This is a genomic window from Roseateles sp., assembly GCF_039595595.1.
Classification (GTDB): domain Bacteria; phylum Pseudomonadota; class Gammaproteobacteria; order Burkholderiales; family Burkholderiaceae_C; genus Roseateles.
In genome coordinates this window covers 88079-101888 of sequence record NZ_JBCNLG010000011.1, presented here as the reverse complement: position 1 = coordinate 101888, position 13810 = coordinate 88079, and the positions used below count along the sequence as shown (strand labels likewise).

8 protein-coding genes are annotated in these 13810 nt (G+C 70.4%); 1 reads left to right on the top strand and 7 read right to left on the bottom strand.

Annotation, left to right across the window (positions count from 1 at the left end):
* The first annotated feature begins 23 nt into the window (after nucleotides 1–23).
* On the top strand, nucleotides 24–1283 hold the full coding sequence (locus tag ABDW61_RS15075; protein ID WP_343639748.1) for a sugar MFS transporter: 1260 nt from the start codon (nucleotides 24–26) through the stop codon (nucleotides 1281–1283).
* A 3-nt stretch (nucleotides 1284–1286) separates the two neighbouring features.
* On the opposite strand, the gene ABDW61_RS15070 is transcribed toward ABDW61_RS15075, so the two are convergent.
* The 7 genes from ABDW61_RS15070 to ABDW61_RS15040 all read right to left on the bottom strand — a co-directional run bounded on the left by ABDW61_RS15070 (nucleotide 1287) and on the right by ABDW61_RS15040 (nucleotide 13720).
* The gene (locus tag ABDW61_RS15070; RefSeq protein WP_343639746.1) at nucleotides 1287–3611 is read right to left on the bottom strand and encodes a GH92 family glycosyl hydrolase; all 2325 of its coding nucleotides are present in this window, start codon (nucleotides 3609–3611) and stop codon (nucleotides 1287–1289) included.
* Between the two features lie 3 nt (nucleotides 3612–3614).
* A complete protein-coding gene (locus tag ABDW61_RS15065) occupies nucleotides 3615–5099 on the bottom strand; it encodes a glycoside hydrolase family 125 protein (protein ID WP_343639744.1) in 1485 nt (494 codons plus the stop codon).
* Nucleotides 5096–7732, bottom strand: a complete 2637-nt coding sequence (locus ABDW61_RS15060) for a glycoside hydrolase family 3 C-terminal domain-containing protein (protein ID WP_343639742.1) — start codon at nucleotides 7730–7732, stop codon at nucleotides 5096–5098. The genes ABDW61_RS15065 and ABDW61_RS15060 overlap by 4 nt, the downstream gene beginning before the upstream one ends.
* Before the next feature lie 61 nt (nucleotides 7733–7793).
* Complete coding sequence (locus ABDW61_RS15055) at nucleotides 7794–8882, bottom strand: sialidase family protein (RefSeq protein WP_343639740.1); 1089 nt, start codon at nucleotides 8880–8882, stop codon at nucleotides 7794–7796.
* The gene (locus ABDW61_RS15050; protein WP_343639739.1) at nucleotides 8879–9580 is read right to left on the bottom strand and encodes a copper homeostasis protein CutC; all 702 of its coding nucleotides are present in this window, start codon (nucleotides 9578–9580) and stop codon (nucleotides 8879–8881) included. Before ABDW61_RS15050 ends, ABDW61_RS15055 begins: the two co-directional genes overlap by 4 nt.
* A complete protein-coding gene (locus ABDW61_RS15045; protein WP_343639738.1) occupies nucleotides 9577–10953 on the bottom strand; it encodes an alpha-L-fucosidase in 1377 nt (458 codons plus the stop codon). The genes ABDW61_RS15050 and ABDW61_RS15045 overlap by 4 nt, the downstream gene beginning before the upstream one ends.
* Before the next feature lie 73 nt (nucleotides 10954–11026).
* A complete protein-coding gene (locus tag ABDW61_RS15040) occupies nucleotides 11027–13720 on the bottom strand; it encodes a TonB-dependent receptor (protein ID WP_343639737.1) in 2694 nt (897 codons plus the stop codon).
* Between the last annotated feature and the right edge of the window lie 90 nt (nucleotides 13721–13810).

Here is a 13810-nt window from a genome sequence, read left to right as displayed (position 1 = left end):
TCCCCTCACGAGACGGAGACAACATGGAACACGTATCCCCCCGCCCCGCGGCGGCCGCATCGGGCGCGGCCGCCGGATCCACCGCCAGCGACAGCGGCCACACCGCCGCGCTGGTCGTCGTCACGGTGCTGTTCTTCATGTGGGGGCTGATCACCTCGCTGAACGACATCCTCATCCCCCACCTCAAGGCCATCTACACGCTGAGCTACGTGCAGGCCATGATGGTGCAGTTCTGCTTCTTCGGCGCCTACTTCATCGTCTCGCTGCCCGCGGGCGCGCTGATCCGGCGCCTGGGCTACCAGCGGGGCGCGGTGGCGGGCCTGCTGATCGCGTCCGTCGGCTGCGCGCTGTTCTACCCGGCCTCCTTCGGCGGCTACGGCCTGTTCCTGCTGGCGTTCTTCGTGCTGGCCTCGGGCATCACGGTCCTGCAGGTCGCCGCCAATCCGTACGTGACCGTGCTCGGTCCGGCCCGCACGGCCTCGAGCCGCCTCAACCTCACCCAGGCCTTCAACTCGCTGGGCACCACCATCGGTCCCGCCGCCGGCGGCCTGCTGATCCTGTCCATCTCGGGCGCCGCCGCTGGTGCGGCGTCCACCGTGCGCGGCCCCTATCTCGCGCTGGCCGCCGCGCTCGCGCTGCTGGCGCTGTGCTTCCTGAAGGCCAGGCTGCCGCGCATCGAGGACGGCGAGGACCTCGCCCTGGACGGCGAAGGCCACGGCTCGGCCTGGGCGCACCGCCATCTGGTGCTGGGCGCGATCGGCATCTTCCTGTACGTCGGCGCCGAGGTGAGCATCGGCAGCTTCCTCATCAACTTCCTGGGCGAAGGCAACATCGCCGGCCTGGCGCATGCCGACGCCGCGCGCTACGTCAGCCTGTACTGGGCCGGCGCCATGGTCGGACGCTTCATCGGCTTCGTCGTGATGCGGTCGGTGAGCCCCGGCAGGACGCTGGCCTTCAATGCCCTGGTGGCGATCGCGCTGGTGCTGACCGCCACCTTCGGCCACGGCAGCGTCGCGATGTGGGCCATCCTGGCCGTGGGCCTGTGCAACTCCATCATGTTCCCCACCGTCTTCAGCATGGCCATCCACGGCCTGGGCCGGCACACTGGCCAGGGCTCCGGCATCCTGTGCATGGCCATCGTCGGCGGCGCCATCGTGCCCTTCGCGCAGGGCGCGCTGGCCGACCACCTGGGCGTGCAGCTGTCCTTCCTGCTGCCGGCCGCCTGCTATGCGTTCATCCTCTACTTCGGGGCGCGCTACGCCTCGATGTACGTGAAGCAGTGAGGCTCAGACGGCCGCTGGCGGCCGCGACGCCAGCGCCGCGCCGAAGCCGGGATCGGGCTCGGCCCCCATCGTGAACACCAGCCGGCCGCCCTGCATCAGGCTGGCGTGGTCGATCCAGCTGCGCGTGTGCGGCTGCCCCCGCCAGGTCACCGACTGCACGTAGATCCGGTCGGGGCCGTTGCCGCGGGCCTCGATCTCCAGCGTCCTGCCGCCCGGCAACGCCAGCTCGGCGCGCTCCACCAGCGGACTGCCGAAGACATAGCGCGCGCTGACCGGGTCCACCGGGTACAGCCCCAGCGCGCTGAGCACCAGCCAGGCCGACATCTGCCCGCAATCCTCGTTGCCGGACAGGCCGTCAGGCCGGTCGCTGTAGAGCGTGTCCATGATCTGCCGCACGCGCGCCTGCGTCTTCCAGGGCTGGCCAGCGTAGGCGTAGAGATAGGCGATGTGGTGGCTGGGCTCGTTGCCATGGGCGTATTGGCCGATCAGCCCCGAGATGTCGGGCGGCGCGCCGGGCAGTTGCTCCGAGCTCGTGCTGAACAGCGCGTCGAGCTGGGCGACGAAGGCCGCCTCGCCGCCGAAGAGCTCCATGTAGCCGGCCACGTCGTGCTGGTTGAGGAAGGTGGCCTGCCAGGCATTGGACTCGGTGAAGTCGCGCCAGCGATCCGAATGGCCCAGCGCCCGCGGATCGAAGGGCTCGGCCCAGCGGCCATCGGCCAGGCGAGGCCGCACGAAGCGCAGCGCCGGATCGAAGACATGGCGATAGTTCAGCGAACGCTCGCGCAGCTGCGCCGCGTCCGCCTCGGCCCCCACGCCGCGCGCGAGGCGGGCCAGCGCCCAGTCGTCGTAGGCGTACTCGAGGGTCTTGCTGGCCGCCTCCTCCTCGCGGTCGGACGGGATGAAACCCAGCCGGCGGTAATCGGGCAGACCGCGGTACGCGTCGTCCATCGCGCGCTGGCGCCACAGCGGCCAGGCGCGCTGGAAGTCGATGCCGGCGAAGCCCTTGGCCTGGGCCTCGGCCAGCACCACCGCCGAGTGGTAGCCGATCATGCAGCCGGTCTCCCGGCCGTGCAGCGGCCACACCGGCACGCCTTGATCGCTCTGCTCCGCCATGCGGATGAGGCTGTTGACCAGGTCCGGCACGCGCGCCGGCGTGAGCATCGTCAGCAGCGGATGCAGGCTGCGGTAGGTGTCCCACAGCGAGTACTGCGTGTAGTTGCGCTCGCCGGGTGACAGCTGATGCACGCGCAGGTCCATGCCGCGGTACAGGCCGTCCACGTCGCTGAACAGGGTCGGCGCGAGCAGGCTGTGATACAGCGCGGTGTAGAGCATGCGCTGATGCCGCTCGTCGAAGGTCCGCAGCCGCAGCGCGGCGAGCTCGCGCTCCCAGGCCGCGCTCGCCGACGCGCGCACCTGCTCGAAGTCCCAGCCGGGCAGTTCCTCGCGCAGATTGCGCAGCGCGCCCTCGGCGCTGACGTAGGAGATGCCGCACTTGACCAGCAGCGGCTCGCCCGGCTCCGAGCGCCAGTGCAGCGCCGCCAGCAGTTGCGTGCCGCGCGAGACACGCGTGGCCGCGCCGTCCGCGCCGTTGCCGTTGAACACCTCGAAGCGCTCGAAGGGACGCGAGAACTGCATCGCGAAGTAGACCTGCCGGCCCTGCGCCCACTGGTCGACCGCGCGGCCGCCGAGCAGCATGTCGTCGCCGGCCACCTCGAGCTCGGCCCAGGGCACGCGCGTGGGCACGCCCGGCTTGTCCTGCATGCCATGACGCAGGTCCACCATCAGATGGCTGCGCGTGTGCTGGCCGAAGCGGTAGCGATGCAGACCAGCGCGCTCGGTGGCGGTGAGCTCGACGCTGACATCGCGATCGCGCAGCGCGACACGGTAGTAGCCGGGCTCGGCGGACTGGTCCTGATGCGTGAACGGCGCGCGCCAGCCGAGCTCCGGATGGCCGGGCGGTCCGGGCTGCCGCCGCACCTCGCCGACGCAGGGCATCACCAGCACGTCCAGCAGGTCACCGATGCCGGTGCCGCTGAGGTGCGTGTGGGAGAAGCCCATGATCGAGCGGTCTTTGTCGTGGTAGCCCGAGCAGGCGTCCCAGTCCGCGTTGTAGGTGTCGGGCCCCAACTGCACCATGCCGAAGGGCCGCGTCGCCGCGGGTGTGGTGTGGCCGTGATCGCCGGTGCCGATGAAGACGTCGACATGACGGGTGAGGCGTTCGTCCGCGGGAGCGCCCGGGGCAATGGCCTGGCGCGCGGGGCCGGCGCAGCCGGTCAGCGGCAGGCCGGTGGCGAGCGCCATCTTGAGCAGGTCGCGGCGTGAGGTCATGGATCAGCTCGATTGCAGCAGCGCGGGCCGATGCCGCGCCAGGTTCAGGATCAGTTCGCCGAACAGGCCATTGGCCCAGGCAAACCAGGGACGGGTGAAATGCGCGGCGTCGTCCTGGTCGAAGGCCTCGTGCATGAAGCCCGTCCCCGCGTGGCTGACCCGGAGCCAGCGCAGGCACTGGCGGATCTCCGCGTCGCCGGCGGCCGTGGCGGGCGCGGTCAGCGCCTTCATCGCCAGGGACATCGGCCAGATCATGCGCAGGCCCTCGTGCGGCCCGCCCGTTCCCTCGGCCACGCGGCCGCGGAAGAAGTACGGGTTGTCCAGGCTCCAGGACCGCGCGCGCGTGCGGCGGTAGAGCGCGTCGTCGACCGCGCAGACGCCCAGGTAGGGCAGGCTCAGCAGGCTGGGCGCGTTGGCGTCGTCCATGAAGAACTGGTTGCCGAAGCCGTCGACCTCATAGGCCCAGACCTCGCCCGCCGGCGTGCGCAGCCGCGCGTGGCGGCGCAGCGCGGCCGCGACCTCGTCGGCCAGGGCCTTGGCCTCGCTGGCCAGCGCGGCGTCGTGCAGCACCGCGTCCGCCATCGCCGCGAGCTGGCGCAGCGACACGACGGCGAACAGGTTGGCCGGCACCAGGAACGGGAAGACGCAGGCATCATCCGACGGCCGAAACATCGAATGGATCAGCCCCACCGGCCGGCCCGGATGGCCGTAGCCATCGAGGACCAGCGTCTCGGTGGCGGCCTCGGCCTTGCGCTGGAAGCGGTAGGGACCGGGACCGGTCTTGCGCTGCTGCTCACGCATCGTGCGCAGCACCGCGCGCATCGCCTGGGCCCATTGGGCATCGAAGGGCGCGGTGTCGCCGGTGGCGCGCCAATAGCCATGGGCCAGGCGGATGGGCCAGCACAGCGAGTCCAGCTCCCACTTGCGTTCGGACACGCCGGGCCGCATCTCGGTCAGGTCGCCGATGGCCCACTTGAGCTGCGTGCGGGCCTGAGGATCCTCGAGGAAGGCATTGGCGTAGGGATCGATCAGCAGGCAGCGCGCGTGGCGATGGATGACGCCGCGGATCAGACGGCGCAACGCGCCGTCCTCGCGCGCGAAGGGCAGGTAGGGCCAGACCTGGGCCGACGAGTCGCGCAGCCACATCGCATCGATGTCACCGGTGATGACGAAGGTGTCGGGCTTGCCGTCGACGGTGCCCTCGGTCACCGTGGTGTCCAGCGTGTTGGGCAGGCAGTTGCCGAACATCCAGGCCAGCTCCGGATCGCCGATGCGGCGCTGGAGGTCCGCGATGGCGGCGTCGACAGCAGGGCTGACGAAGCGGCGCTGACCAGGCGGAGGCCGCGAGCTGGCGAAGCGCACATCCGAACCAGGGGGACGATCGGCCGCCAGCGCGCGAGCCATGCCCAGACCGCTCAGTCCACCGGCCAGGCCGAGCCCGAGCAGCGCGCGCCGCGCCGGCGAATCGATCATGTCCGGCCCCTTCATCGCGGCAGCTCCTGTCGGCCCTGGATCTCGAAGCCGACGCGCAGCACCTCGGCATGGCCGGGCTGGCCGCCGCCCACCGCGAGGCGGTAGCGGCCCGGCAGCACTGCCCGCAGGCCGGACGCGTCGACCTGGCTGAGCGCGCGGGCATCGAGCTCGAATCGCAGCGTGCGGCGCTCGCCGGCCTTCAGCGGCACGCGCTGGAAGGCCACCAGCGCGTGCGCCGGCGCCACGGCCAATGGCGTCTCGGGTTCGAGGTAGACCTGCGTCACCTCGTCGCCATCGCGATCGCCGGCGTTGGCCACCTCGACCTCGACCGCGAGCACTTCGCCCGCGTTCAGCACCGCGCTCGACACGCGCGGCGCCTGGTAGGCGAATCGGGTGTAGCTCAGCCCATGCCCGAAGGCCCACAGCGGAGAGCCCTTGAAGTAGCGATAGGTACGGCCCTGCATGCCGTAGTCGGCGAAGGGCGGCAGGTCCTGCGCCGAGCGGTAGAAGGTCACCGGCAAGCGCCCCGCCGGGTTGTTGATCCCCAGCAGCGTCTCCGCGATCGCCTGCCCGCCGGCCTCGCCCGGATACCAGGCCGCCAGCACCGCGTCCGCATGCTCGGCGGCCCAGCGCAGCGCCACCGCGCTGCCCGACTGCAGCACCACCACCAGCGGCTTGCCGCTGGTCTTCACCGCCTGGAGCAGGCGCTCCTGCGCCGCCGGCAGGTCCAGCGAGCTGCGGTCCCCGCCATCGAACCCGGGCACCTCCAGCTGCAGCTGCTCGCCTTCCAGATCGGGCGACAAGCCGACGAAGGCCACGATGGCATCGGCTTGGCGCGCGGCCGCCACCGCCTGCGCCAGTTGCGCATCGGCCGGCGCCTGCCAGCGCAGCGACAGCCCCTGATCCTCACCCGTATGCAGCCACTCCACGCGCAGCGTCCGCGGGCGCCGGTCCGTGACCTTGACGCTCACGGCGGCCTGATCGCCGTCGCCGTCCTGCAGCAGCTTGCCGTCGAGGTAGAGACGAACGCGGTCATGGCCGTCGCAATCGAAGCAGCGCTCCACGCGCAGGCCCAGCCGGTACTCGCCGGGCGCCGGCGGCAGGAACTGCCCCGACCAGCGCACCGAGTACCCGCGCGGTGGCAAGCCCGTCGCGGGCGGCGCCCGGTTGAAGTCGAGGTTCAAGGTCGCATCGTCGCTGACTGCGACAGGGTGGCCGGCGAGGGTCGCGTTGGCGAAGACCTCGCGGCGCAGGCCGGGCCTTCCCTGCGGCGTGCGCAGCGCCGCCTGCGGGACGGCCACCGGCACGCCCTCGGCCAGCGCGGAGCCCTGGGCGGCGACCACGCGCGAGGGCCCAAGCGCCTGGCGCAGACCGGCCAGTGGCGTGACCGGATCGGCCGCCACGCCGTGGTAGTTGGCGTGCAGGTCCTCGAGCAGCTCGGCGGTCGGACCGACGACGGCCACGCGGCTGCGCGGCGACAGCGGCAGCACGCCGTTGTTCTTCAACAGGACCATGGACTCGCGCGCGGCGCGCAGCGCGAGCGCGCGACCCGCGGCCCAGTCGATGGATGGCGCGGCGCTCGCGGGCGAGAACAGGCCCAGCCGCAGGCGGGCCTCGAAGAGCCGCTGCAGCGCGCGATCCAGGTCGGCTTCGCTGACGCGGCCGTTCTCCACCGCGCGGCCCAGCGCGGCGAAGCTGCGGCCGCAGTTCAGGTCGGTGCCCGCCTGCAGCGCGCGCGCCGAGGCCTCCGCGTCATCGGGCGTGGTCTTGTGGAAGAGCGTCATGTCCTCGACCGCGTCGCAGTCAGTCACGACGAAGCCCTGGAAGCCCCAGTCGCGGCGCAGCCGCTCCTGCAGCAGCGCCGTGTTCGCGCAGGCGGGCGTGCCGTCCAGCGCGTTGTAGGCGCACATGACCGAGCCGGCGTGCGCCTGCGTCACCGCGGCCCGGAAGGCCGGCAGATAGCTGTCCTCCAGGTCGTGGGCGGACGGGTTGACGTTGAACGCGTGACGATCCTTCTCCGGCCCGCTGTGCACGGCGAAATGCTTGGGCGTGGCGATGACCAGCGGGCGGCGCTCGTCGGAGCCCTGCAGCCCTTGCACGAAGGCCACGCCCAGGCGCGCGGTGAGGACCGGATCCTCGCCATAGGTCTCCTGCCCGCGGCCCCAGCGCGGATCGCGGAACAGGTTGATGTTGGGCGACCAGATCGTCAGGCCGCCATAGCGGGCGGAGTCGCGCGACACGCCCGGCGGCGGCGGCGCGGTCTTGGCCCGCGCCTGCGCGGCGATCACGCCGCCCACCGCGTGCAGCAGCGGCGCGTCCCAGCTCGCGGCCAGACCGATGGCCTGCGGAAAGACGGTGGCCCGGCCGTTGCGCGCCAGGCCATGCAGGCCCTCGCTCCACCAGCCGTAGGCCGGCACGCCCAGACGCTCGATGGCGGGCGCGCCGTCCTGCAGCTGGGCGATCTTCTCGGCGAGGCTGAGCCGGCTCACCAGATCGGCGGCGCGCTCGGCATCGCCAAGACGGGCGTCGAGATAGGGCGGCACCGGCGGCGATGTCCGCGCTGACGGCGCCGGCTCGGCGGCCGTTGCCACCGATGCCATCGATGCCGGCAGCAAGGCCGCGAAACACAGCCACGGCATCACGCGCATGCCGTGCCCCCCGCGGCGCTTCGGCGCCGTCGGTGAAAGGGAAAGCGCCCGCCTGACGGCGTCAGCCCAGGCGGCGCGGGTCCAGTTGCACATGCCGGATGTGGCTCCGTTGGTAGGTGTAGGTGAGATGCACGAGGCCATCGCGTGTCTGGATCGCGGCGGGATAGGAGAACTCCTGGCCGGGCTCGTCCTCCAGCGTCGTGACGGTGCGCCATGCGCGGCCGCCGTCGCTGGACAGCGCCAGGTCGAGCCGGTCGCGGCCGGCCCACCAGTCCCGCCCCTGCTCGCGCGGATTGAAGACCATCAGGAGGCGCCCATCGGCCAGGCCCAGGGCCTCGATGCCGGCATTGGGATTGGGCAGCGGCGTCAACGCGGGCACCGACCAACTGCGCCCGCCATCGCGCGAGCGCGTGACGGCGATGCGGTTCGCCCGGCTGCGGGCGAAGGCCAGCAAGCTGCCATCGGGCCGGGCCATCAGGCTGGGCTGGATCAGTCCGTAACCCCGCGGATCGGCCACCGGCACGTTGGGCAGCCAGCTCCAGCCCAGATCCCGGCTGCGCTCCATGTGCAGGCGCCAGCGGCCCGCTTCGTCCTCGGTGCTGGACGGACACAGCAGCGTACCGTCCGCCAGCATCAGCGGCTTGCTGCGGATCGGGCCCAGCACGCCGGCGGGCAGCCGGCGCGGCGGGGACCAGTGGTCGCCGCCATCGTCCGAGGTGATCAGCTCGCCCCACCACTGCCGTGGATCGGGGCCGACCTTGTAGAAGAGCAGCAGCTTGCCGCCGCGCGCGGCATCGGCCTGGAACAGGACGGGGTTCCAGGTGGGCAGCGGGCTACCGTCCGGCTGAACGCCGTCCGCGACCGCGCGAGGCGGACTCCAGGCGCCGGCCCGCAGGCGCGAGCACCAGATGCGCACATCGGGCGCGCGCTCCGCGGTGCCGCCAAACCAGGCGGCCATCAGGCTGCCGTCCGGCAGTTCCACGAGCGTGGACGCATGCACCTGCGGCGTGGCTGGCTGCTCGTCGATGAAACGCTTGTGGAGCTCGAACTTGAGCTCGAGCTCCGCGCCCCAGGCCCGCGGCCCGGCCGCGCCCGCCAGCGCCGCGACCAGCAGCCGCCTTCGGGACAGACCGGGCACCCGCTGCGTCATGGCGCCTGCCGCAGCGCGGCGATGCGCGCGGCGTCGATGCCGAAGGCGAAGCTGCCGCCCGCTCGCGCGCCGCTGCCCACGTGGTACTGCCGCGCGCCGATGCGGCGATGCAGCGCGGCCAGGTTGCCCGCATGCACGCCCGAGCCCACCAGCGGCTCGATGCCCTCGCCCAGCCGCCAGCGCGTCACGAGCTGCGCGAGCAGCTCGGCGCCCTTCTCCGCGGTCGGCGCGGCACCCGAGCTCAACAACTGCGTCACCGCGCCGCGATAGGCGCTCAGTTCGCTGAAGGCGCGCACCGGATCGCGCGCGTCGTCGAAGGCCCGGTGGAAGGTCAGCGGCAGCCCGTCGGCCCATCGCAGCACCTGGTCCAGCGCCGCGCGATCGATGTCGCCATCGGCCGTCAGCGCGCCGAAGACCAGGCCATGCGCGCCGGCGTCGCGCACCATCGCCACGCCCTCGCGCACCTGACGCATGTCGGCCTCGTCGTAGAAGAAGGACCGGGCGTGGGGCCGCACCATGACCATCACCGGCAGACGGCACTGCCGCACCACCTCGCGCACCACCTGCCCACTGGGCGTGAGACCGCCCTGCGACATGTCGGACACCAGCTCGATGCGGTCCGCGCCGGCGGCCTCGGCCTCGCAGGCGTCCCGGGCCGTCAAGGCGATGACCTCGATGCAAAGGGGCGCGTTGCTCATGGGGCGGCGAACAGCTTGAACTCGCGGATGGCCGCGACGCCGACGCTGTTGGTGATGCGCAGCCGCACGCGGCGCGCGCTCACCGGCGGGAAGCGGTCGATCTTCATGTGACCGACCGCCTGCGCCTGCGCCAGCGTGATCCAGCGGCCGCCGTCCCAAGCCTCGATCCGGTAGCCGCGCACGTGCTGGCCGTCCTCCAGGCGCTCCATGGTCAGCGCGCGGTCGATCGTCACGGTCTTGCCGAGGTCCACCTCCAGCACGCCGCGGTTGGCCTCGGTGACGGCCCAGAAGGTGTCGTCGTCGTTGTCCAGCGCGGCCTGCGCGCGCGCATCGGTCTTGACGCGCGTCGCCGCCACATTGGCGGCATTCCCGTAGCGCCGCTCCAGGGCCTGACCGAACTCGGCCAGGCGCTTCACGTCCGCGTCGGGCAGCAGGCCGTGCCGGTCGGGTGCGAGGCCCAGCACCAGCTGACCGCCGCGGCCCACGCTGTCCTCGTAGTTGCGCATCAGCTCATCCACCGTCTTCAACGACGCGGCGAACTCCGGCTTCGAGTTCCAGAACCAGAAGTCCTTGTGCAGCGGCGTGTCGACCTCCACCGGCCGCCAGCGCAACTGGCCATGGCGGTCGATGACGTTCCAGTTCTCGCCCTCGATGACGCCGGTCTCATTGCCGACCCAACGGATATCGCCGTACTCGAACAGCGCGGTGTCCGCAAACACCATCGCATTGGGCTGATAGGTGCGCAGCTTCGCGACATAGTGCTCGAAGTCGTAGACATGGCCGTCGCTGCCCGCGCCGTCCAGCCACCACTCGACCAGCGGGCCGTAGCCCGAGGCCAGCTCGACCAATTGGCCGGTGTAGAAGACGTCATAGGCCTTGGGATCGGCGTAGCGGGGCTCGTGCCGGTCCCAGGGCGACAGGTAGACGCCCATGCCCATGCCTTCGCGCCGGACGGCCTCGGCGGTCATGCGGACCAGATCGCCCTGGCCGTTCAGCCACGGGCTGGCCTTGACCGAGTAGTCGCTCTGCTGCGTGGGCCACAGCGCGAAGCCATCGTGGTGCTTGGCCACCAGCACCAGGTAATTGGCGCCCGCAGACCTGGCCGCGCGGGCCCACTGGCCGGGATCGACGCGGTCGGGATTGAACACGGCGGCCGGCGCCTTGCCGTCGCCCCATTCACGATCCAGGAAGGTGTTGGTGCCGAAGTGCACCAGCACGCCGAAGCCGCGGTTCTGCCACGCCACCTGCTGCGGTGACGGGGTCGTCGCCGAGAACGAGTCCGCGGCCCGCGCCGCCGTCCAGGGCGCCGCCACCAAGGCCACGCCCAGCGCCGCGCACAGCGCCTGCAGCCTCTTGATCAACGATCGGTACATCTGAGGATCCATCACGGTCACAGGAAAGGGCCGGCCGGCTCGCGTGAGCCGGCCGGCCCCGCTCACGCCATGCTCAGAGCTTGAAGTTCATGCCCAGCACGATGGTCCGGCCGTTCTTGTAGAAGCCGGTCGGCGCATCCTTGTTGCCGCTGAACTGGTAGTAGGTCTGGTCCAGCAGGTTGGTCGCGCTCAGGCTGATGCCGATCTTCTTCGTGATCTCGTACGAGGCCGACAGATCCAGCTGCTTGTACTGGTCGGTGAAGTCCTGCGAGTTCAGGCGGCCGATCTGCGTGAAGTACTGCGAGCGCCAGCTGTAGACCAGGCGCGCGGTGAAGCCCGCGTATTCGAAGTAGGGAATCAGGTTGACCGTGTTCTTCGACAGGTAGGGCAGGTTCAGGCCTTCGCCGGTGTCGGCCTTGGCATAGGTGTAGTTGGCCTGCAGCCCGAAGCCGTAGCCCAGGTTCTGCTGGTACATCAGCGACAGGCCCTTGACCTTGGCCGAGCTGGCGTTCACCGGCGAGCTGATCGAGAAGGTCCGGTTGTTGATGACGCGGTCGTTCGTCACGTTCACGACGTAGTTGCTGACGTCGCGATAGAAGAACTCGGCGCCCAGCATGCTCTGCGGCGCGAAGTACCACTCGCCGGCCAGGTCGAAGTTGGTCGACTCGTAGGGCTTCAGATCGGGGTTGCCGCCGCTGCCGGTGCCCTTGACCAGGTCCAGGTTGGTGGCGCCGGCCAGGTCCGAATAGCGCGGACGCGCCAGCACCTTGGCCACCGAGAAGCGCAGCACCTTGTCGGAATCCAGGTCGTAGGCGGCGTTGAAGCTGGGCAGCAGCTTGTTGTAGCTGGTGTCCGTGGTGGTCGGCGTGTAGGTCGTGCCGCCATCGCTGGAGAGGTAGTAGTTCGAGTTGTCCTTGGTGTGCACGTAGCGCAGGCCGAAGTTGCCGCGCAGGCCGCCGAGGTCATAGTTGAACTGGCTGTAGAGGTTGGCCGTGGTCTCCCGCACGCGGAAGGTCGAGCCGTAATCGATGTTGAACGGCCCCTGCGGCTGATTCAGCAGGTAGTTCTTGACCTGTCCCAGATCGGCGGTGGGCCAGTTGCGGATGTCGCCGCTGACGTCCAGGCCGTCGTACAGCCCGGACGGCGCGTTCGAGTTGCCGAACTGGTCCAGCGTGACGTCGCTGGTCGTGTTGATGCGATTGCCGCGCGCGTTGACACCGTTGTCGTGCTTGATGAACTTGGCGCCGACCATCACTTCGTTGATGGGTCCCAGGTCCAGCTTGTGGGACAGGTCGACCTGGCCATAGCGTTCGCGGTCGCTGCTCTCGGCGTAGTAGATGCCGCCGGCCTGGTACTTGCCGTCGATCTGCGCACCGGGCGCGGAGCCCGCCGGCGCGCCCGGCAGGCCCCAGTTGGAACGGCTGCCGTCGTCGTAGACGATGCCGGCCTGCTTGGGACCGTAGTTGAAGGAGTAGCCGCCCGACTTCAGCAAATACTTCATCAGGTATTCCGGCGACTTGCCGCCGGAGGCCGAGGTGTAGCCGACCTGGCTGGAGAGCTTCCAGTCGTCGGCCTTGTACTCGTGCTGCAGGTTCAGGCTCTTGGTGACGACGGTGGACTCGCGGTAGTTCGCGTCCAGCTCGGCATAGGGCTGGTTGCCATTGCCGGCGCCGGCCGTCACGGTCGCCGCGGTGATCAGGCCGTTGTTGACCGTGGCCTTGGTGATCTTGTCGATGTCGCCGCAGCCGGGGCAGGCATAGCGCGCCTCGCTGTAGTTGTTGTACTGGCCGTGGACATAGATGCCGGTCAGGTTGAACTCGTTGCGGGTATCGGGCTTCCATTGCAGCGCGCCTTGCAGGCTGTCGCGCTGGCGCGTCTGCTGGAAGAAGTCGCTGTCGATGGCCACCGGCATGCGCGCGGTCTGAGGATCGCCGCTGCCGGAGATCTGCGCCGTCGGGCTGATGCCGTTGCCGGTGGTGTAGCCGAAGAACTCGATGCCGGCCTGCGACAGCGTCTGCTTGTCATGCGAGGCGGCGATCAGCGCGCCGAAGTCGTTGCTCTCGTTCTTCCAGCTGTACAGCACCGAGCCGCGCGGATTGCCGTCCTTGGAACGGTCGTTGTAGCTGTAGCCCAGCGAGCCGCGCAGCGTGTTGGCCGGCAGGTCCAGCGGCCTGCGGGTGTGGATGATCACGGTGCCGCCGATGCTGCCTTCGTCGATGCGGGCCTCGGGCGACTTGTAGACCTCCATCGTCCCGATGATCTCGGGCGACAGCAGCGTGTAGTTGAAGGTGCGGCCGCTGGTGTCGCTGGGGTTGCCGCCCCAGTCGCCCGAGGCGATGGTCTGGCCATTGACCAGCACGCGGTTGAGCGCCGGATCGGTGCCGTTGATGCTGACCTTCTCGCCTTCGCCGTAGAGGCGGTCCACCGCGATGCCGGGCAGGTGCGCGAGGGACTCCGCCGCGTTGGTGTCGGGGAACTTGCCGATGTCCTCGGCGCTGATCGCATCGACGATGGAATCGGCGTTGCGCTTGATGTTCATCGCGCGCTGCAGGCTGGCGCGGTAACCGGTCACGTTGACCGTATCAAGCGTCCCGGCCTTCTTGGCCTGGGCGCCGCGCTCGGACTCCGGCGCGGGCGCGGCGGCAGGCGCGGCGGCGGACGCGGCCGCACTGGGCGGAGGCGCCGCCTGCGCGAAGGCGGCCGGGCCGTAGATGGCCGCGATCGCGGTGACCAGGGTGGTTTTCAGGAGGAGTCGATTCGGTTTCATGATCGCAATCTTCTTGGGGTGAGGGCCGTGGATGAGGGGACGGTCAATGCCGCGTCTTTGAATTGCTCTTGTCCCTGGAGATCGAACTAG

Excerpts from the sequence above, each read along its gene's own strand:
- ABDW61_RS15075 (WP_343639748.1), top strand. The coding sequence starts at position 24 with ATGGAACACGTATCCCCCCGCCCCGCGGCGGCCGCATCGGGCGCGGCC.
- ABDW61_RS15070 (WP_343639746.1), bottom strand. The coding sequence starts at position 3,611 with ATGACCTCACGCCGCGACCTGCTCAAGATGGCGCTCGCCACCGGCCTG.
- ABDW61_RS15065 (WP_343639744.1), bottom strand. The coding sequence starts at position 5,099 with ATGAAGGGGCCGGACATGATCGATTCGCCGGCGCGGCGCGCGCTGCTC.
- ABDW61_RS15060 (WP_343639742.1), bottom strand. The coding sequence starts at position 7,732 with ATGCGCGTGATGCCGTGGCTGTGTTTCGCGGCCTTGCTGCCGGCATCG.
- ABDW61_RS15055 (WP_343639740.1), bottom strand. The coding sequence starts at position 8,882 with ATGACGCAGCGGGTGCCCGGTCTGTCCCGAAGGCGGCTGCTGGTCGCG.
- ABDW61_RS15050 (WP_343639739.1), bottom strand. The coding sequence starts at position 9,580 with ATGAGCAACGCGCCCCTTTGCATCGAGGTCATCGCCTTGACGGCCCGG.
- ABDW61_RS15045 (WP_343639738.1), bottom strand. The coding sequence starts at position 10,953 with ATGTACCGATCGTTGATCAAGAGGCTGCAGGCGCTGTGCGCGGCGCTG.
- ABDW61_RS15040 (WP_343639737.1), bottom strand. The coding sequence starts at position 13,720 with ATGAAACCGAATCGACTCCTCCTGAAAACCACCCTGGTCACCGCGATC.